Annotated in this window: 17 protein-coding genes, 1 other RNA gene and 2 other annotated features; all 18 genes read left to right on the top strand. The window is 37.4% G+C overall.

What is annotated here, in order from left to right; all coding sequences use genetic code 11:
• Nucleotides 1-2 precede the first annotated feature (2 nt).
• The 18 genes from LQE94_RS08655 to pheT all read left to right on the top strand — a co-directional run bounded on the left by LQE94_RS08655 (nucleotide 3) and on the right by pheT (nucleotide 19,710).
• Nucleotides 3-869 (top strand): class C sortase, encoded by an 867-nt coding sequence (locus LQE94_RS08655; RefSeq protein ID WP_240577463.1) that lies wholly within the window; start codon nucleotides 3-5, stop codon nucleotides 867-869.
• On the top strand, nucleotides 866-1,510 hold the full coding sequence (locus LQE94_RS08650) for a hypothetical protein (protein ID WP_240577462.1): 645 nt from the start codon (nucleotides 866-868) through the stop codon (nucleotides 1,508-1,510). Before LQE94_RS08655 ends, LQE94_RS08650 begins: the two co-directional genes overlap by 4 nt.
• Nucleotides 1,500-2,168 (top strand): class B sortase, encoded by a 669-nt coding sequence (locus LQE94_RS08645; RefSeq protein WP_240577461.1) that lies wholly within the window; start codon nucleotides 1,500-1,502, stop codon nucleotides 2,166-2,168. The genes LQE94_RS08650 and LQE94_RS08645 overlap by 11 nt, the downstream gene beginning before the upstream one ends.
• Before the next feature lie 83 nt (nucleotides 2,169-2,251).
• Nucleotides 2,252-3,409: a M20 family metallopeptidase gene (locus LQE94_RS08640; protein ID WP_240577460.1), complete on the top strand. Its 1,158-nt coding sequence runs from the start codon at nucleotides 2,252-2,254 to the stop codon at nucleotides 3,407-3,409.
• A 71-nt stretch (nucleotides 3,410-3,480) separates the two neighbouring features.
• Nucleotides 3,481-4,248 (top strand): ABC transporter ATP-binding protein, encoded by a 768-nt coding sequence (locus tag LQE94_RS08635; RefSeq protein WP_240577459.1) that lies wholly within the window; start codon nucleotides 3,481-3,483, stop codon nucleotides 4,246-4,248.
• Nucleotides 4,241-5,044 (top strand): ABC transporter permease, encoded by an 804-nt coding sequence (locus LQE94_RS08630; RefSeq protein ID WP_186865653.1) that lies wholly within the window; start codon nucleotides 4,241-4,243, stop codon nucleotides 5,042-5,044. The genes LQE94_RS08635 and LQE94_RS08630 overlap by 8 nt, the downstream gene beginning before the upstream one ends.
• Nucleotides 5,045-5,175: 131 nt before the next feature.
• The gene (locus tag LQE94_RS08625) at nucleotides 5,176-5,853 is read left to right on the top strand and encodes an epoxyqueuosine reductase QueH (protein WP_118737085.1); all 678 of its coding nucleotides are present in this window, start codon (nucleotides 5,176-5,178) and stop codon (nucleotides 5,851-5,853) included.
• Nucleotides 5,854-6,059: 206 nt separating this feature from the next.
• Nucleotides 6,060-7,439, top strand: coding sequence for an argininosuccinate lyase (gene argH, locus LQE94_RS08620; RefSeq protein ID WP_240577458.1), 1,380 nt, complete (start codon nucleotides 6,060-6,062; stop codon nucleotides 7,437-7,439).
• A 50-nt stretch (nucleotides 7,440-7,489) separates the two neighbouring features.
• On the top strand, nucleotides 7,490-8,575 hold the full coding sequence (gene asd, locus LQE94_RS08615; protein WP_186865152.1) for an aspartate-semialdehyde dehydrogenase: 1,086 nt from the start codon (nucleotides 7,490-7,492) through the stop codon (nucleotides 8,573-8,575).
• 96 nt (nucleotides 8,576-8,671) lie between these two features.
• Nucleotides 8,672-9,946 carry a 3-isopropylmalate dehydratase large subunit gene (leuC, locus tag LQE94_RS08610; RefSeq protein ID WP_118737086.1) on the top strand — a complete coding sequence of 425 codons (1,275 nt, stop codon included), beginning with the start codon at nucleotides 8,672-8,674 and terminating at the stop codon, nucleotides 9,944-9,946.
• Entirely contained in the window at nucleotides 9,946-10,434 is a 489-nt protein-coding gene (locus LQE94_RS08605; RefSeq protein ID WP_022076348.1) for a 3-isopropylmalate dehydratase small subunit, read from the top strand. Before leuC ends, LQE94_RS08605 begins: the two co-directional genes overlap by 1 nt.
• 17 nt (nucleotides 10,435-10,451) lie before the next feature.
• Entirely contained in the window at nucleotides 10,452-11,945 is a 1,494-nt protein-coding gene (thrC, locus tag LQE94_RS08600; protein WP_240577457.1) for a threonine synthase, read from the top strand.
• A gap of 3 nt (nucleotides 11,946-11,948) precedes the next feature.
• Nucleotides 11,949-12,293, top strand: a complete 345-nt coding sequence (locus LQE94_RS08595) for a hypothetical protein (RefSeq protein ID WP_118737088.1) — start codon at nucleotides 11,949-11,951, stop codon at nucleotides 12,291-12,293.
• An 86-nt stretch (nucleotides 12,294-12,379) separates the two neighbouring features.
• A non-coding RNA gene (gene ssrS / locus LQE94_RS08590) (6S RNA) lies at nucleotides 12,380-12,559 on the top strand.
• Nucleotides 12,560-12,698: 139 nt separating this feature from the next.
• Nucleotides 12,699-12,988: a binding site (T-box leader), on the top strand.
• A 79-nt stretch (nucleotides 12,989-13,067) separates the two neighbouring features.
• On the top strand, nucleotides 13,068-14,720 hold the full coding sequence (locus tag LQE94_RS08585) for a 2-isopropylmalate synthase (RefSeq protein ID WP_022076351.1): 1,653 nt from the start codon (nucleotides 13,068-13,070) through the stop codon (nucleotides 14,718-14,720).
• Nucleotides 14,721-14,966: 246 nt separating this feature from the next.
• Nucleotides 14,967-15,848: a YihY/virulence factor BrkB family protein gene (locus LQE94_RS08580; RefSeq protein WP_240577456.1), complete on the top strand. Its 882-nt coding sequence runs from the start codon at nucleotides 14,967-14,969 to the stop codon at nucleotides 15,846-15,848.
• A gap of 54 nt (nucleotides 15,849-15,902) precedes the next feature.
• Nucleotides 15,903-16,136 (top strand) — a binding site (T-box leader).
• A gap of 38 nt (nucleotides 16,137-16,174) precedes the next feature.
• Nucleotides 16,175-17,194, top strand: a complete 1,020-nt coding sequence (gene pheS, locus LQE94_RS08575; RefSeq protein WP_022076353.1) for a phenylalanine--tRNA ligase subunit alpha — start codon at nucleotides 16,175-16,177, stop codon at nucleotides 17,192-17,194.
• 95 nt (nucleotides 17,195-17,289) lie between these two features.
• Entirely contained in the window at nucleotides 17,290-19,710 is a 2,421-nt protein-coding gene (gene pheT, locus LQE94_RS08570; protein ID WP_240577455.1) for a phenylalanine--tRNA ligase subunit beta, read from the top strand.
• The last annotated feature ends 6 nt before the right edge of the window (nucleotides 19,711-19,716 follow it).

Here is a 19,716-nt window from a genome sequence, read left to right as displayed (position 1 = left end):
ATATGTTGAAGACAAACAGACAATCAGAAAAGAAAGGAAAAAAGTTTCGAAACTTACTGTTTTGGGCTGGTTTTTTAATCTGTATATTTCCGGTTATCAGTAATATAGTTGAGCGGCAGCGTCAGGCAGATGCTGTCGCAACATATCGACAGACAATGGAAAAAGAGGATGAAAAAGAAATAGAAGAGAAGTGGAGACAGGCAAATGAATATAATGAAATGTTGTTTCAGGCAAAGGGGGGAATTGTAGAGGAAACGGAAGAGAAGAAATATGAAGAGTTACTAAATATTCATGGGACAGATATTATGGGAAGTCTTGAAATTCCTAAAATCCAAGTAGAACTTCCAATATATCACGGAACTGCAGATGAAGTTTTATCTAATGGAATCGGACATCTGGAAGGTACAAGTCTTCCGATAGGAGGAGAAAATACGCATAGCGTATTGACGGGGCACAGAGGACTTCCAAGTTCGAAATTACTGGTTCGTCTTGATGAAATGAAGATCGGAGATTTATTTTTTATACATACATACAAAGAAATGATGGCTTATAAGGTAGAAGACATTATGGTTGTAAAACCAGAAGATACTGCATGGATGGAGATAAAAGGTGAAAAAGATCTGGTATCGCTTGTTACGTGTACGCCTTTTGGAATAAACAGTCATAGATTGATTGTTACAGGACACAGGGTGGATTACAAAGAAAAAGAATATATAAAAATTAAACCACAGCTTCCTTCTGTACGGGAAATCATAGTTACAGTATTTCCCATCCTATTTGTGGTCAGTATAGTAGTAATAGAAATTAAAAATAGAATACAGACATATCGAAGACAGAGGAGAAGAAAGAGGAGGGAGAAGAACAGATGAAACACAAAAGAAAAATATTATGGGCAGGAATTGTGATGCTGTTTGCAGTATTTCAGTCATTTCCGGTATTGGCGGCATTTGAGCAGGAGCAGACAGGGATGATACAGATGACATTGCCGGAAGATTGGAAAAATATGAAAAGAGAAGGGATTGTTTTTGGATGTACAAAAATCGGAGAGATTGAAAATGGAGAGTATAAAATACTTCCAATTTATGATTTGGCAGGAATTGATTTAAATAACATAAAAACATCTTTAGAGTTGGATCGTGTATCCAAACGTCTGGAAGAATTTGGAGTAGAGCCGGAACAAAGAATCCAAACAGATGCAACAGGAAAAGTTGTGTTTGAGCAATTAGAAGAAGGAATTTATTTTATACAGGCAGAAAAAAGCAATGAATATGATTTGATTACTCCGATGCTCGTAGCATTGCCAAGTTGGGATGAAACAGAAGGAAAAATATCTTATGAAATAAAGGTGTCGCCAAAGCATGTACCGATGGGAAAGGTCGGAAAGGATATGGCACCGCAGACAGGATTGGAAACAAGCGCATGGAAATGGGCTATAGTAGGAATGTGTTTTATCTTGGCGGGAACTATCGTAGCTGTTGAATGGAGAAAAGAAAGGAAAAATGAGGAATAAAATTACAATGAGTATAATCGGTATTTTATTTGTCGGCGGTCTTTTGTTTTTTAGCATTGCGGTGAAGGAATATCAGCCGTATATAGAAGAGATGATAAAAAAAGAAGAGATTGTTCAAAATGTAATTGATACAGAATTACCGGAAAGTCCTATGAGGAGAAGTGTAGATTTTGCAGCATTGAAAAAAATCAACAAAGATATTGTGGGATGGCTGTATATTCCTCAGATTGAAGTGGATGCGCCGGTTTTAAAAGGGGAAAATGATACAATATATTTGACGAGAAATTTCGAAGGAGAATATAGTCCGCTTGGTTCTATTTTTACATGGGCATATACAGACGATATGTTGACAGATAAACACATCTGTCTGTTTGGACATAATACCGCATCCGGGCAGATGTTTGGAAGATTAAACGAATTTCAGAATAGTGTTTTTGCAGAAGCCAATCGTGAATTATATTTGTATACTCCTTCCAAAACAAAAAAACTTCAAATAGAAAATGTATTTGTTTGTGAAAGTACGAATGATATTTTCCAAAAACAGTGGAATGGACCAGAAGGTCAAATCGTGACATTGGCAACTTGTATCGGATACGAGGTGACACCGGAAAGGTTGGTAGTAAATTGCATGGTGATAGATGAGCGAGCAGCATTTTGATAAAACCTCTTGCCTTTTATTATTTAAGATTCTATAGTTATCTTATAAACATAAAAATAGGGCGTTCAATGGGAGGAAGTAAAATGAAACAGATTCAGGCAGTTCAATTAACAAAAGAACTTGTTCAGATTGAAAGTACAGATCCGGGAACATATGAGAGAAAAATCAAGGATTATCTGAAAGAACTATTGAAATTACCGGGAGTAGAATTAAAAGAAGAGGAAGTGTTGCCGGGCAGATTTAATTTATGTGCAGAGCTTTTAGGAACAGATCAAACATTACCGGCTCTTATATTTATTTGCCATATGGATACTGTGGTTGTAGGAGATGGGTGGACATTGCCACCATTTCGTGCACTAGAACAGGATAATAAAATTTATGGCAGAGGTGCATGTGATATGAAATCCGGTCTTGCATGTTGTACGACGGCATTTATACATGCGGCTACAATAGCACAGCAGAAACATAAAAAACCTAAACGTACATTAAAATTAATCTGTACAGTAGATGAAGAAGATTTTATGAGAGGATCGGAACAATGTATCAAATCAGGATGGGTAAGCAAAGATGACTGGGTTGTTGATGCAGAGCCGACAAATGGAATGATTCAGGTGGCACATAAGGGGCGTACTTGGTACGAGGTGGATGTGCAGGGACATACAGCACATGCAAGTACACCATGGAAGGGAGCAGATGCCATTGCAGCTATGGCGGAGATTATACATACATTCCATAAAGAGATGGAACAGGTTCCGACACATCCAGATCTTGGAAAATCGACAGTGACATTTGGACAGATTCAAGGCGGATATCGACCATATGTTGTGCCGGATGCATGCAAATTGTGGATTGATCTGAGACTGGTTCCGCCGACAAATACGCAGAAAACTACAGAGCTTTTAGAAAAAGCAATTGAGAGAGCAAAAGAAATCGTACATGGAATATCAGTCACATATACCATTACGGGAGATCGTCCTTACATAGAAAAAGATGATAATTCGCCGATGCTTGAAGCATTAAAAAAATCTTGTCTGGTTGTTACAAAACAAGAGCCTGAGGTTGCACCATTTCCGGGATATACAGATACAGCTGTGATAGCAGGAAAATTAGGCAATCATAATTGTATGTCCTATGGTCCGGGAAATCTTGAATGTGCACATCAGCCGGATGAATGGGTGGATATTGATGATATCATCCGTTGTGAACGGGTATATAAACATCTCAGTGAAACAATTTTTTAAACAAAGGAGTTTCTTTCACTGATTTTAGGTTCTGTCATACACTATTAATATAGAAAAAATGGAGTGGCTGAATGGAACCGATTTTAGAAATGCAACACATCACATATTCATATCACACAACGGAAGGGGAGACAAAAGCTTTAGAGGATGTTTCTTTCAGTGTTTCAGAAGGAGAATTTATTGCGATTGTCGGTCCTTCCGGTTGTGGAAAATCAACACTTCTATCTATTATTTGTGGAATCCTAAAGCCTGAAAAAGGGCTTATCAAAATGAATGGAAAAAATCTCAAACAAAGTACAACAAATATCGGCTATATGTTACAGCACGATCATTTGTTTGAATGGCGTACAGTTTATCATAATGTCTTATTAGGGTTGGAAGTTCAGCATATGTTGTCTGCAAAGACAAGGAAGAAAGCACTGGAATTATTAGAACAATATGGTCTGCAGCAATTTAAAAATTCCAGACCTTCTCAATTGTCTGGTGGTATGCGTCAAAGGGTGGCACTTATAAGAACATTGGTTCTGGAACCAGAATTACTTTTGCTGGATGAACCATTTTCAGCACTCGATTACCAGACTCGTCTTACAGTGGGAAACGATATCGGTCAGATTCTTAAACATGAACATAAAACAGCGATTCTTGTTACACATGATTTGTCAGAAGCAGTCAGTCTGGCAGATCGGGTTTTGATCTTAACGCCACGTCCGGCTACAATTTCTAAAATCGTTGATATTTCCTTTGAATTGGAAAATGATACACCGATGCATCGAAGAAATGCATCAGAATTTAAGAATTATTTCAATTTAATATGGAAGGAATTAAATGGTTATGAATGAATTATCTGATGGACAGAAAACTTATTTAAAACAGCAGAATAAACATAGATGGATTGTACGAGTGTCAAGAATTGCAATTTTGCTGATATTTTTATTTTTGTGGGAAATTTCGGCAACAACTGGTCTGATAGATTCATTTATATTCAGCAGCCCTTCTAAAGTAATCTGTTGTTTTTGGAATATGATATTAAGTGGTTTTATTTTTGTGCATTTGTGGACGACATTTTATGAAACGTTAGTCAGTTTTTTGCTGGTAACATTAATCAGTATCTGCATAGCAGTATTACTATGGTACAGCAAAAAAATATCAGAAATATTAGATCCTTACTTTGTAGTTTTAAACAGTCTTCCAAAGTCAGCTTTAGCGCCACTGTTGATTGTGTGGCTGGGCGCAAACACGACAACGATTATTATAGCAGGAATGTCGGTTGCGATATTTGGAAGTGTTTTGAGTTTATATACAACGTTTGAGTCTGTAGACCAGGGAAAATTATGGCTTATCTATACACTGCATGGAAGTAAAAGGCAGGCTTTGACAAAGGTTGTACTTCCGTCATCAATTCCTGCAATTATCAGTAATATGAAGGTGAATATCGGACTGTGTCTGGTCGGTGTGATCATTGGAGAATTTCTTGCAGCGAGAAGTGGAATTGGATATTTGATTATTTATTCGAGCCAGGTATTTAAAATGGATTGGCTGTTAATGAGCATTTGTATTTTATGTGTTTTTTCTATGTTATTATACGCATTGATCAATGCGGTGGAAAATTGGTATCAGAATCGACTCAAGAGATAAAGAAAAATAATATGAAGAGTATATGAAAAAAGTATAAAAGCTGGATGATACAATTGCGAACTGTGTATAATTGAGATAGTATATAAGATAGAAAAGAATAATAGAAAACGAAAAGATGAGGAATAAAAAACGTGAGTGTATGGAATTGGAAAGTGAGCAATAAAGCAGGGCAGAAAGTAAATTATCAGAAAGAATTAGATAAATTAATTCTGGAATTAAAAAAAGAAGAAAAAGTGCCACGGCTTCTTCTTCACAGCTGCTGTGCACCATGCAGCAGTTATGTTTTAGAATATTTGTCGCAATATTTTGAGGTTACAGTATTTTATTATAATCCGAATATATATCCAGAAAGTGAATATACGAAGAGAGTGCTGGAACAGCAAAAACTGATATCAGAAATGCGTTTTAAACATCCGGTTACATTTATTGCGGGAAATTATGATTCAGAAAAATTCTATAATATGGCACGTGGGCTGGAGAATGTAAAAGAAGGTGGCGAAAGATGTTTCAAATGTTATGAATTAAGATTGAGGGAAGCTGCTAAAATTGCAAAGAATGGGGAATATGATTTTTTTACGACGACATTGAGTATCAGCCCTTTAAAAAATGCCCAGAAATTAAACGAGATAGGGATGCTTTTAGCTGAAGAATATGGAATAGAGTATCTGCTGTCGGATTTTAAAAAGAAAAATGGATATAAACGTTCGGTTGAATTGTCTGAGCAATATGGATTGTACAGACAGGATTATTGTGGCTGTGTATTTTCGATGAAAGAACGAAAAGAAGCGGAAAATAAAAACAAAAAATAAAGTGCAATTTCTTTATGTTGTCAGAATAAAAAACAGAGTGAAATCTATTTTTTGGTGCTCTCACAGAAAAAAAGATAGACATTAACACTTTAGTATGTTAAACTAATGTGCAAAAGTAACGCTCTGAAGATATAGAAAGTCTGAATATGACTGGAGTTTATTCTTACAGAACAAAGTAATACAATAAAGAAGAGAGGAAATTGGCTATGGCACAATTATGGGGTGGCCGTTTTACAAAAGAAACGGATCAGCTGGTATACAATTTTAATGCATCCATTTCCTTTGATAAGAAGTTTTATGAGCAAGATATCCGGGGAAGTATTGCACATGTGACAATGCTTGCAAAACAGGGAATCCTGACAGAAGATGAGAAGAAACAGATTATCGAAGGATTAAACGGAATCAAACAAGATGTCGAGAATGGGACATTAGAGATTACGGACAAATATGAAGATATTCATAGTTTTGTGGAAGCAAATTTAATTGACAGAATTGGAGATGCAGGGAAGAAGCTGCATACCGGGCGAAGTAGAAATGATCAGGTTGCACTCGACATGAAGTTATATACCCGAGATGAGATTCTGGAATTGGATAAGCTGTTAAAGGATATATTGGAAGTGCTCTTAAAAATTATGAAAGAGAATACGGAAACCTATATGCCTGGATTTACCCACCTTCAGAAAGCACAGCCAATCACACTGGCACATCATATGGGAGCATATTTTGAAATGTTTAAAAGAGATCGCTCCCGGATGAAAGATATTTACGCAAGAATGAATTATTGTCCATTAGGTTCAGGGGCACTGGCAGGAACTACGTATCCATTAGATCGTGAATATACTGCAACGTTGCTTGGTTTTGAAGGACCGACACTTAATAGTATGGATTCTGTCGCAGATCGTGATTATTTAATTGAACTTTTGTCTGCAATGTCGACTGTGATGATGCATTTGAGTAGATTTTCGGAAGAAGTGATTATTTGGAATTCAAATGAATATCAGTTTGTAGATATTGATGATGCATACAGTACAGGAAGCAGTATTATGCCTCAGAAAAAGAATCCGGATATTGCAGAGCTGGTTCGTGGTAAGACAGGAAGAGTATATGGAGCATTGATGTCTATGTTGACAACGATGAAAGGAATTCCACTGGCATATAATAAAGATATGCAGGAAGACAAAGAATTTGTTTTTGATGCGATTGACACAACCAAAGGATGTCTGGCATTATTTACCGGAATGCTTCGCACGATGAAATTCAATAAAACAAGAATGGAAAACAGTGCTAAGAATGGTTTTACAAACGCGACAGATGCAGCAGATTATCTTGTTAACCATGGAGTTCCATTCCGGGATGCACATGGTATTGTAGGTCAACTGGTGTTATATTGTATTGATAAGAATATTGCACTCGATGATATGTCATTGGAAGAGTTCAAAGCGATTTCACCGGTATTTGAAGAAGACATTTATGAAGCAATCAGTATGAAAACCTGTGTTGAGATGAGAAATACGATAGGAGCACCTGGAAAAGCTGCAATGGAAAAAGTGATTGCAAAGGAAGAAGCATATTTGATTGCAGAATAATCATAATACAGTTAAATCATAGAAGAGTTAGATAAAGGAGAAGATGTATAATGGAACAGAAGTTAAAAGTCGGTATCTTAGGAGCAACAGGAATGGTAGGACAGAGATTTATTTCTCTTCTTGAAAATCACCCATGGTTTGAGGTAGTAACAGTAGCAGCAAGCCCACGTTCAGCAGGAAAGACATATGAAGATGCTGTTGGAGACAGATGGAAAATGGATACTCCGATGCCGGAAGCAGTAAAAAAACTGGTTGTATTGAATGTAAATGAAGTAGAAAAAGTTGCATCTACAGTAGATTTTGTGTTTAGTGCAGTAGATATGACAAAAGAAGAAATCAAGGCAATTGAAGAGGCTTATGCTAAAACAGAAACTCCGGTTGTTTCAAACAATAGTGCACATCGCTGGACACCAGATGTACCAATGGTAGTGCCTGAGATCAATGCAGAGCATTTTGAGGTGATTGCAGATCAGAAAAAACGTCTTGGAACAACTCGTGGATTTATTGCAGTAAAACCAAACTGTTCTATTCAGAGTTACGCACCTTGTCTGGCAGCATGGAAAGAATTTGGACCAAAAGAAGTTGTTGCTACAACATACCAGGCAATTTCAGGAGCAGGAAAGACATTTAAGGATTGGCCGGAAATGGTTGGAAATATTATTCCATTTATCGGAGGAGAAGAAGAGAAGAGTGAGCAGGAGCCACTTCGTGTACTTGGAAGAGTAGAGAATGGACAGATCGTGAAAGCCGAGCTTCCAAAGATTACATGTCAGTGTATCCGAGTACCTGTTTTAAATGGACATACAGCAGCTGTATTTATCAATTTTGAAAAGAAACCTACAAAAGAACAGCTTATCGAAAAGCTTGTGAATTTCAAAGGATTTCCACAGGAAGCAAACCTTCCAAGTGCTCCAAAGCAGTTTATCCAGTACTTAGAAGAAGATAATCGTCCACAGGTTACACAGGATGTAAATTATGAAAATGGAATGGGCGTATCAATTGGTCGACTCAGAGAAGACAGCATGTTTGATTATAAATTCGTTGGACTGTCTCATAACACAGTAAGAGGTGCAGCAGGTGGTGCTGTCCTTTGTGCAGAAGCTTTGACAGCAAAGGGGTATATTCAGGCAAAATAATTACAAAAGAACCTTCGGGCAATATCTGTCCGAAGGTATTAACAAATATAAAGAAACAGATAAAAGAAAATATTGGGCATAAAGGAGGTTGTCACGATGGGAATGACAATGACACAGAAGATCCTGGCAGCACATGCAGGGTTGGACTCTGTAGAGGCAGGACAGCTGATCATGGCAAAATTAGATGTAGTGATGGCAAATGATATCACCGGACCTATGGCTCTGCCAATCGTAAAACAGATGTCAGATCATGTGTTTGATAAGGATAAGGTTGTATTTGTACCGGATCATTTTACACCAAACAAAGATATTAAATCAGCAGAAAATTCAAAAGCAATCCGAGAGTTTGCGAAAGAACAGGGATTGAAATGGTATTTTGAACAAGGAAAATCTGGTGTTGAACATGCAATCCTTCCTGAGGCTGGTGTAGTGGCTGCCGGAGAATGTATTATTGGTGCGGATTCTCATACATGTACATACGGAGCATTAGGAGCATTTTCTACAGGTGTGGGTACAACAGATATTGCTACAGGTATGGCAACAGGTGAATTGTGGTTCAAGGTACCAGGGGCAATCAAATTTGTATTAACAGGAAAACCAGGACCATATGTAAGTGGTAAAGATATTATTATTCATATTATCGGTAAAATCGGTGTTGATGGAGCTTTATATAAATCAATGGAATTCGTAGGTGATGGGATTGAGAATCTCTCTATGGATGACAGATTTACAATGGCGAACATGGCAATTGAAGCAGGTGCTAAAAATGGTATCTTTATTGTAGACGATAAGACAGAAGAGTATTTGAAAGAGCATACAAAGAAAGAGTATACAGTGTATACGGCAGATGAAGATGCACAATATGAGCAGGTCGTTGAAATCAACCTTGCAGAAGTGCGTCCGACTGTAGCGTTTCCTCATTTACCTGGAAATGCCAAGACAATTGATGAGATTGAAGCAATGGAGCCGATTAAGATTGATCAGGTAGTGATCGGATCTTGTACAAATGGACGTATGGAAGATATGAGAAAAGCAGCAGCAATTCTGAAAGGACACACTGTTCATCCGGATGTACGTGTAATGGTAATTCCTGCTACACAGAAGATTTATAAGCAATGTATTAAAGAAGGTCTTCTTGATATTTTTGTAGATGCAGGATGTGCTGTGAATACGCCAAGCTGCGGACCTTGTATGGGAGGTCATATGGGAGTTATGGCAGCAGGAGAGAAATGTGTTTCAACAACAAATCGTAATTTTGTAGGTAGAATGGGACATGTTGATTCATTGATTTATCTGGCATCACCGGAAGTTGCAGCAGCAAGTGCAATTGCAGGATGCATCGCTAATCCAGAGAAAGTAGGTGACAAATAATGAAAGCAAAAGGACATGTATTTAAGTATGGGGATAACGTGGATACAGATGTTATTATTCCAGCAAGATATTTGAATTCATTTGACGCACAGGAACTGGCAAGCCATGCAATGGTAGATATCGATCCGGATTTTGTAAAAAAAGTACAGCCGGGAGATTTGATCGTAGCAAATAAAAACTTTGGCTGCGGATCATCCAGAGAGCATGCTCCACTTTGTTTAAAAACAGCAGGTGTAAGCTGTGTTATTGCAGAGACATTTGCAAGAATTTTCTATCGTAATGCAATTAACATTGGTCTTCCAATCATCGAATGTCCGGAAGCAGCAAGAGGAATCGATGCCGGAGATGAAGTAGAAGTAGATTTTGACAGTGGAAAAATTTATAACCGTACAAAAGGAACAGAATTTCAGGGACAGGCTTTCCCAGAGTTTATGCAGAAATTAATCGCAGCGGGCGGACTTGTAAACTATACAAATAGTAGAAAATAATATGTGAGGATGAAAAGATGAACTTATTATATAAGAGTACACGAAACGCAGATAAGACAGTAACAGCTTCTCAGGCAATTTTAAAAGGTCTTGCAGAAGATGGCGGTTTATTTGTGCCAACAGAACTGCCAAAATTAGATGTGACAATGAATGAATTGAAAACGATGTCTTATCAGGAGACAGCGTATGCTGTTATGAAACAGTTCTTAACAGATTTTACAGAAGAAGAATTGAAACATTGTATTAATAGTGCATACGATTCCAAATTCGATACAGAAGTAATTGCTCCACTTGTAAAAGTAGGTGATACATATCACTTGGAATTGTTCCACGGAGCAACCATTGCATTTAAAGATATGGCATTATCTATCCTGCCACATTTGTTGACAACAGCTGCAAAGAAAAATAATGTCACAAAAGATATTGTGATTTTAACAGCTACTTCAGGTGATACTGGAAAAGCTGCTCTTGCCGGATTTGCAGATGTACCGGGAACTAAAATTATTGTTTTTTATCCAAAGAACGGTGTAAGTAAAGTACAGGAATTACAGATGGTGACACAGAAAGGGGATAATACTTCGGTTGTTGCAATTCATGGTAATTTTGACAATGCTCAGAGTGGCGTGAAAGCACTTTTTGAGGATAAAGAGTTAGAAAAAGAACTCTCAGATGCAGGATATCAGTTCTCATCAGCGAATTCAATCAATATCGGACGTCTGGTTCCGCAGGTTGTTTATTACGTATATGCTTATGCAAAACTACTTGAAAATGAAGAAATTGAAAATGGCGAAGAAATTAATGTTACAGTTCCAACAGGAAACTTTGGAAATATTCTTGCTGCTTATTATGCAAAACAGATGGGAGTTCCGATTGCAAAATTAATCTGTGCTTCTAATGAAAATAAAGTTTTGTTTGATTTCTTTAAAACAGGAAAATATGATAGAAACAGAGAGTTTGTTTTGACTTCATCACCATCGATGGATATTTTGATTTCAAGCAATCTGGAAAGATTGATTTATACAATTGCAGGACAGGATGCTAAGAAAAACAGTGAGTTGATGGAAGCTTTGAAAAAAGATGGTGTATATGAAATTACTCCTGAGATGAAAGAAAAATTATCTGATTTCGAAGGTGGATATTCTACAGAAGAAGAAACAAAAGAGACAATTGGTGGAACTTATAAGTCTACAGGATATGTGATGGATACACATACTGCTGTTGCAGCACATGTAAGCAGGGCATATCGTGATGCAAGCAAGGATCAGAAAAAGATGTTGGTTGCATCAACAGCAAGCCCTTATAAATTTGCAAGAAGTGTAATGACAGCAATTGATGAGAAATATGATGAATTAGAAGAATTTGCATTGATCGACGAACTTGAGAAGGTTTCAGGAGTAGCGATTCCGAATGCAATTGAAGAAATTCGCAACGCACAGATTAGACATACAAAAGAGTGCGATGTAGATAAAATGAAAGAGACCGTAAAAGAAATTCTCGGTGTAGAGGAGTAAAAAATGAATGACGTATTTGGATTTGTAAGTCTAATCGTATTAGGATGTGGTATATATACATTATATGCATATATTAAAATGAAAAAAACAGGTGAGATCAATGAGATCCTTCTGTTAGGAAATGCTTATGTTGCAAAAAAATGTAAAAATAAAAAAGCATTTCTGGAAAAGGCACTTCCGTCAGTACTTGTGTTTGGTATAGTTACAACAATATATGGTGTAATTGATATGATCAATTCATTTGTCAAACCAGTCGGAATAGTGGATACAATTGCAAATATTTTATTCTTGATCGTACTTGTTGGTTTTTTGGTTTATACTACAAAATTAAAAAAACAGTATTTTTAATCTGATGTGGTTATAATTTGCAACAATTTCCAATATCTTGATGTTGTAAAAAGTATGTAAATGAGTTATAATACTCTCAGAGAAAAAATCACCTGAGATGTTCGATAACCTTGTTGTTTTGAACCTACATTACTTTAAACGGGACTCTCAAATCTCTGTAATATGTCAGGCCATCATTATGCAGTGGAAGACAGAAAAGCAGATGCGGACGCCCACCTAGCAGAAGCTAGGAGTCAGAAGACAGGGAACGGCATTTTGGGGATATACGAAAGAAGAGGCAGTCAGTAATGGCTGCCTTTTTGTATGATAGGAAAGACTAAAAACATACATAAAAAATATGCATAAAAATTCAGGAAAAACATTGACAAGATTACCAGATGATGGTACTCTTTTCCTATGTAATAGAAAAAAGCTATGAAGAGGATTATTACATTTATATCTGAATTCAGAGAGCTGCTGGTTGGTGAGAAGCAGTTGAAAGAATAGATGGAACTGGCCTCGGAGCGGCTGCCCCAAATTCTGGCAGACAGGTTCAGAAGAGTAGACGCAGACGGAACCCAACCGTTATCTAGGGTAGATATATCGTTTTGTATATGAGTATACAAAGCCTGTATCTGATAAGTGTATGAAGTAACATTCATAAATAAGAGTGGTACCGCGTAGGACTTGATAAATAGCAGTCTTTCGTCTCTTGCAAAGATATTTTGCGAGACGGAGGACTTTTTCTTTTGCATAAAAAATATAATGGTATGTAAAACGAGGAGGAAATGAATCATGATGAATCACAATAAGTACAAAAGACAGTATTATATGCCGCCAACAAAGTGTCTGGATTGGACAGAAAAAGAATATATTGATAAAGCTCCAATCTGGTGTAGCGTGGATTTACGAGATGGCAATCAGGCATTGGTGATTCCAATGAGTCTTGAACAGAAAGTAGAATTCTTCAAATTACTCGTAAAGATTGGATTTAAAGAAATTGAAGTCGGATTTCCGGCAGCGTCTGAAACAGAATATGAATTCTGCCGTACTTTGATTGAGCAGAATCTGATCCCGGATGATGTAACCATTCAGGTGTTGACACAGGCAAGAGAACATATTATCAAGAAAACATTTGAGGCAATCAAAGGTGCAAAAAAAGCAATTGTTCATGTATACAATTCAACATCTTATGCACAAAGAGAGCAGGTATTCCGCAAGTCAAAAGAAGAAGTAAAACAGATTGCAATCGATGGAGCAGCATTATTAAAAAGACTGGCAGATGAAGCAGGACAGGATCTTTATTTTGAGTATAGTCCAGAGAGCTTTACAGGTACAGAGATGGATTATGCAGTAGAAGTATGTAACGCAGTGCTGGATGTATGGCAGCCGACACCGGAAAGGAAAGCAATCATCAATATTCCGGTAACGGTACAATTATCTTTGCCACATGTTTACGCAAGCCAGGTGGAATACATGTCAAAGAATTTGAAATACCGAGAGAATGTAATTCTTTCACAGCATGCACATAACGACAGAGGGTGCGGGGTTGCAGATACAGAGCTTGGACTTTTAGCAGGGGCAGACCGTGTGGAAGGTACATTGTTTGGAAATGGTGAGCGTACAGGTAATGTGGATATTATTACAGTTGCAATGAATATGTATGCACAGGGTGTTGATCCGAAACTTGACTTTTCTGATATGCCGGGAATCGTAGAAAAGTACGAAGAATATACAGGCATGACAGTAGGAGAAAGAAGTCCTTATAGTGGAGCATTGGTGTTTGCTGCATTTTCTGGTTCACATCAAGATGCAATCGCAAAAGGAATGAAATGGATTGACGAAAAAGATCCAAATCATTGGACAGTTCCGTATCTTCCAATCAATCCTACTGATGTCGGAAGAAGCTATGATGCAGATGTTATACGAATCAACAGTCAGTCAGGTAAAGGTGGAGTTGGTTATATTTTGGAAACTCGATTTGGACTTAATCTTCCGCCAAAGATGCGTGAGGCAATGAGTTATGCAACGAAGAGTGTTTCTGACCACAAGCATGCTGAACTGCAGCCAGAAGAAATCTTTGAATTATTTAAAGAAAAATTTGAAAATATTACATCACCATACAGCATCAACGAAGTACATTTCCAACAGAAAGATGGAATTACAACTCAGGTTACTTCTACATATGAAGGAAAAACAATTACAACAGAAGCAACAGGAAATGGTCGATTGGATGCAGTAAGTAATGCTTTAAAGAAAGCTTATAATTTAGATTTCTCATTGGTAACTTACCAGGAACATGCTCTGGAACAAAGCTCAAGTTCACAGGCAATTGCTTATGTGGGAATCCAGACTCCAAGTGGCAAGCTTGCATGGGGAGCCGGAGTAGATCCAGATATTATCCATGCATCGATTGACGCATTGATTACAGCAATCAATAACCGATAAACAAAATTTCAGTTCTATAATTAAATGAATATAGCAAAAGCGGGTTTGGTCATCGTTGACTGAGCCCGCTTTTTAAGGCGTAAAATCTGTCAGAAAGCTACAGAATAGTCCATGAAATGATATACTTGAATATTTTGATTGGGTATGCTATTCTATTAAAACTGAATGCGGTGTGGATTAAAAATACATAGCTGCGAGGAGAGTTAGAGTTGTTACAATAAAATGTAATGATAGATGAGGAAGTATATGAAAGAAAAGTTTAATCGAATAAAAGGATATGCGTTTCGTGTTATGGATGTGGTGAGCTCGCATCATACAGGAGCCTATGCTGCTCAGGCAGCTTATTTTTTCGTCTTATCCATGATTCCAATCATATTATTATTGTTAACGATGGTACAATTTACCTCATTAACAAAGGATTATATTATGAATGCTGTACTGCAGGCATTTCCAACGACAGTAGAAGGGTTGATTGAATCTATAGTGGATCAGGTGTACAGCCAGTCTGGCACAATCATTCCAATCACAGTTCTAGTGGCGTTATGGTCGGCAGGGAGAGGAGTACTGTCGATTACAAATGGACTGAATTGCGTATATGAAAGCAGAGAAACACGTAATTATGTATATTTGCGAATCAGAGCATCATTGTATACAGTGATATTTTTGGTGGCAATTATTTTGTCACTTGTTTTATCTGTATTTGGTAATCGGATTGCAATTATGTTAAATCAACATTTTCCGGTGTTAGTCAGATTAATCGATACGGTTATTCGAAGCAGAACTCTGATTACATTATGTATTCTTACATTATTCTGGGATACAGTATATAAATATTTGCCGAACAGAAAGAATATAGGGAAAACAACAATGAAGAAACAACTCCCAGGAGCAATATTTACAGCGTGTGCGTGGCAAGTGATTTCGTTTGTATTCTCTATTTATCTTGATATATTTACCGGATTTACAACAATGTATGGAAGCCTTACGATGATTATTTTAATTATGCTCTGGCTTTATATGTGTATGTATGTCATTTTGCTTGGAGGAGAAGTAAATGCCCTGTTACAAAGGGCAATTAAGATGTTTGCACATGAGAAAGAAGAGGAATCATCAGAAAATCAAACTTGACAAACAGTATGAATATGATAAAATATAGGGGTAATTTTGAAAAATAAAATGAACATAAAAGCGAAGACCGTGTACAGTAGAGAGCTATCTTCTATCAGAGAGAGAGAATCATCGGCTGAAAATTTTCTTAAGTTCAGATAGTAATTGAATTTCCCACGTTAGCTGTGTTTTTGAAAAAATAAAGTAGAGAACACCGTAAGTTGTACGTTACACAAACAGAGTGTCCAAAAGTTATAACTTTGGGAAACAGGGTGGTACCGCGAGTATAATATAAGCTTCGTCCCTTTTTGGGGATGGAGCTTTTTTCATTTGAAAGGAGAAAAATGATGAAAGAAAGATTGGAACAGATCAGAAAAGAAGCAATTGAAGCAATTCAGGCTTCTGATGCTCCAGAAAAATTAAATGATGTGCGTGTTAAATTCCTTGGAAAAAAAGGTGAATTAACAGCTGTATTGAAAGGTATGAAGGATGTTGCTCCAGAAGAACGTCCAAAGGTTGGTCAGCTTGTTAATGAGACAAGAGCTGCAATTGAGCAGATTATGGAAGAGACAAAAACAAAGATGGAAAAAGCAATCCGCGAGGAAAAACTGAAAGCAGAAGTAATCGATGTTACACTTCCATCTAAGAAAAATAGTGTAGGACATAGACATCCAAACACAATTGCATTGGAAGAAGTAGAAAGAATCTTCGTAGGAATGGGATATGAAGTAGTTGAAGGACCAGAAGTAGAGTACGATCTGTACAATTTTGAAAAATTGAATATTCCGGCAGATCATCCTGCAAAAGATGAACAGGATACATTCTATATTAATAAAGATATCGTACTTCGTACACAGACATCTCCGGTACAGGCACGAGTGATGGAACAGGGAAAACTTCCAATCCGTATGATTGCACCGGGAAGAGTATTCCGTTCTGATGAAGTAGATGCAACACACTCTCCATCCTTCCATCAGATTGAAGGTCTTGTAATCGATAAAAATGTTTCATTTGCAGATTTAAAAGGTACTTTGGAAGTATTTGCAAAAGAATTATTCGGACCAGATACAAAGACAAAATTCCGTCCACATCATTTCCCATTTACAGAGCCAAGTGCAGAGGTGGATGTGAGCTGTTTTAAATGCGGTGGAAAAGGATGCCGTTTCTGTAAAGGATCCGGATGGATTGAGATTCTCGGATGCGGAATGGTTCATCCACACGTACTGGAAATGTGCGGAATTGATCCGGAAGAATACAATGGATTTGCTTTCGGTGTAGGTCTGGAACGTATCGCATTATTGAAATACGAGATTGATGACATGAGATTATTATATGAAAATGATATTCGTTTCTTGAAACAATTCTAGTGAGCAGGTAAAACAAACATAAATAAAGAGGAAAATTGTTTTTGGCGAACAGAACAATAAGCGAATAATGAAATAATAAAAAGGAGATTTAAAACATGAATACTTCATTATCATGGATTAAAGCGTATGTGCCAGATTTGGATGTCACAGCGCAGGAATATACAGACGCAATGACTTTATCAGGAACAAAGGTAGAGGGATTTGAAAAATTAGATGCAGATCTGGATAAGATTGTTGTAGGTCAGATTGATAAGATTGAAAAGCATCCAGATGCAGATAAACTGATAATCTGCCAGGTAAATGTAGGAACAGAGCAGGTTCAGATTGTAACAGGTGCCCATAATGTATTTGAAGGTGCAAAGGTACCGGTAGTTCTTGATGGAGGACGCGTTGCAGGAGGTCACGAGCCTGGACAAAGAGTAGAGGGCGGAATTAAGATTAAAAAAGGAAAACTCCGTGGAGTAGAAAGCTTCGGTATGATGTGTTCCATTGAGGAGCTTGGTTCTACAAAAGATATGTATCCGGAAGCTCCGGAAAATGGTATTTATATTTTCAAAGATGATGTAGAAGTTGGGGCAGATGCAGTAGAAGTACTTGGACTTCATGATGTTGTATTTGAGTACGAAATCACATCAAATCGTGTAGATTGCTACAGTGTTGTTGGTATCGCAAGAGAAGCAGCAGCGACATTTAATAAAGAATTTAAACCACCAGTTGTAACAGAGACAGGCAATCAGGAAGATGTTAATGATTATGTAAAAGTGACTGTAGAAAATACAGAGCTTTGTTCACGCTATTGTGCAAGAGTTGTAAAAAATATCAAAATCGGACCATCTCCAGAATGGATGCAGAGAAGACTTGCATCAGTTGGAATCCGTCCGATTAACAACCTTGTAGATATCACAAACTATGTGATGGAAGAGTATGGTCAGCCGATGCATGCATATGATCTTGATACACTTGCAGGTCATGAGATTGTTGTTAAAAATGCAGAAGACGGACAGAAGTTTGTTACATTAGACGGACAGGAGCGTCAGATGGATAAAGATGTTCTTATGATTTGCGATGGCGAGAAGGCAGTAGGTATTGCAGGTATCATGGGTGGAGAAAACTCAATGATCACAGATGATGTAAAGACAATGCTTTTCGAAGCGGCATGTTTTGATGGAGTAAACATTCGTAAATCAAGTAAGAGAGTCGGACTTCGTACAGATGCTTCAGGAAAATTTGAAAAAGGACTGGATCCAAACAATGCAAAAGCGGCAATTGACCGTGCATGTCAGTTGATTGAAGAACTGGGCGCAGGAGAAGTTGTAGGCGGAACAGTTGACGTATACAGTAAGAAGAAAGAACCTGTTCGTGTACCATTTGATGAAAATAGAATCAACAGAATGTTAGGAACAGACATTTCAAAAGAAGATATGCTGGCATATTTTGCGAAGATTGATTTGGAATATGATGCAGATACAAACGAAGTGATCGCACCTACATTCCGTCATGATTTATTCCGTCTTGCAGACCTTGCAGAAGAAGTGGCAAGATTTTATGGATATGATAACATTCCTACAACACTTCCAAATGGAGAGGCAACAACAGGTAAGCTGACATTTAAACTGAGAGTAGAACAGGTCGCAAGAGATATTGCAGAATTCTGTGGATTTAGCCAGGGAATGTCATATTCATTTGAAAGTCCGAAAGTGTTTGATAAATTATTACTTCCGGCAGATTCACCATTGCGTCAGGCAATCGAGATTATGAATCCACTTGGTGAAGATTATAGCATTATGAGAACAACATCTCTTAATGGAATGTTAACTTCACTTGCTACAAACTATAACAGAAGAAATAAAAATGTACGTCTGTATGAGCTTGGAAATGTTTATATTCCAGAAAAGCTTCCACTTACAGAACTCCCGGATGAAAGAATGCAGTTTACTCTTGGTATGTATGGGGATGGAGATTTCTTCAATATGAAAGGTGTTGTAGAAGAGTTCTTTGAGAAGATTGGAATGAAGGGACGTGAAAGCTACGATCCAAATGCAGGAAAATCTTATCTGCATCCAGGAAGACAGGCAAATATCTTGTATGATGGAAAAGTGGTTGGATATTTGGGAGAAGTTCACCCGGATGTTGCTGATATTTATGGAATCGGAGAAAGAGCATATGTCGCAGTGATTGATATGCCAGTTGTTCTGGAATATGCAACATTTGACAGAAAATATACAGGTATTGCAAAATATCCTGCGGTTTCCCGTGATTTGAGTATGGTAGTACCAAAAGAAATCCTGGTTGGACAGATTGAAGATATTATTGCAAAAAAAGGCGGAAATTATCTGGAAAGCTTTGCTTTGTTTGACCTGTATGAGGGAGCTCAGATTAAAGAAGGATTTAAGTCTGTTGCATATTCAATTGTATTCCGTGCAAAAGATAAGACTTTGGAAGAGGCTGATATTACAGCAGCGATGAACAAGATCTTAAAAGCATTGGAAGAAATGGGAATTGAACTTCGTAAATAAGAAAGA

It is taken from the genome of Mediterraneibacter sp. NSJ-151 (assembly GCF_022487435.1).
GTDB lineage: Bacteria > Bacillota > Clostridia > Lachnospirales > Lachnospiraceae > Schaedlerella > Schaedlerella hominis.
This window is presented reverse-complemented; position numbering and strand designations above follow the sequence as displayed.

Bases quoted from the DNA above. Each gene is read 5' to 3' on its own strand.
- LQE94_RS08655 (WP_240577463.1), top strand. From the start codon at position 3: ATGTTGAAGACAAACAGACAATCAGAAAAGAAAGGAAAAAAGTTTCGA.
- LQE94_RS08650 (WP_240577462.1), top strand. From the start codon at position 866: ATGAAACACAAAAGAAAAATATTATGGGCAGGAATTGTGATGCTGTTT.
- LQE94_RS08645 (WP_240577461.1), top strand. From the start codon at position 1,500: ATGAGGAATAAAATTACAATGAGTATAATCGGTATTTTATTTGTCGGC.
- LQE94_RS08640 (WP_240577460.1), top strand. From the start codon at position 2,252: ATGAAACAGATTCAGGCAGTTCAATTAACAAAAGAACTTGTTCAGATT.
- LQE94_RS08635 (WP_240577459.1), top strand. From the start codon at position 3,481: ATGGAACCGATTTTAGAAATGCAACACATCACATATTCATATCACACA.
- LQE94_RS08630 (WP_186865653.1), top strand. From the start codon at position 4,241: ATGAATGAATTATCTGATGGACAGAAAACTTATTTAAAACAGCAGAAT.
- argH (WP_240577458.1), top strand. From the start codon at position 6,060: ATGGCACAATTATGGGGTGGCCGTTTTACAAAAGAAACGGATCAGCTG.
- asd (WP_186865152.1), top strand. From the start codon at position 7,490: ATGGAACAGAAGTTAAAAGTCGGTATCTTAGGAGCAACAGGAATGGTA.
- leuC (WP_118737086.1), top strand. From the start codon at position 8,672: ATGGGAATGACAATGACACAGAAGATCCTGGCAGCACATGCAGGGTTG.
- LQE94_RS08605 (WP_022076348.1), top strand. From the start codon at position 9,946: ATGAAAGCAAAAGGACATGTATTTAAGTATGGGGATAACGTGGATACA.
- thrC (WP_240577457.1), top strand. From the start codon at position 10,452: ATGAACTTATTATATAAGAGTACACGAAACGCAGATAAGACAGTAACA.
- LQE94_RS08595 (WP_118737088.1), top strand. From the start codon at position 11,949: ATGAATGACGTATTTGGATTTGTAAGTCTAATCGTATTAGGATGTGGT.
- LQE94_RS08585 (WP_022076351.1), top strand. From the start codon at position 13,068: ATGATGAATCACAATAAGTACAAAAGACAGTATTATATGCCGCCAACA.
- LQE94_RS08580 (WP_240577456.1), top strand. From the start codon at position 14,967: ATGAAAGAAAAGTTTAATCGAATAAAAGGATATGCGTTTCGTGTTATG.
- pheS (WP_022076353.1), top strand. From the start codon at position 16,175: ATGAAAGAAAGATTGGAACAGATCAGAAAAGAAGCAATTGAAGCAATT.
- pheT (WP_240577455.1), top strand. From the start codon at position 17,290: ATGAATACTTCATTATCATGGATTAAAGCGTATGTGCCAGATTTGGAT.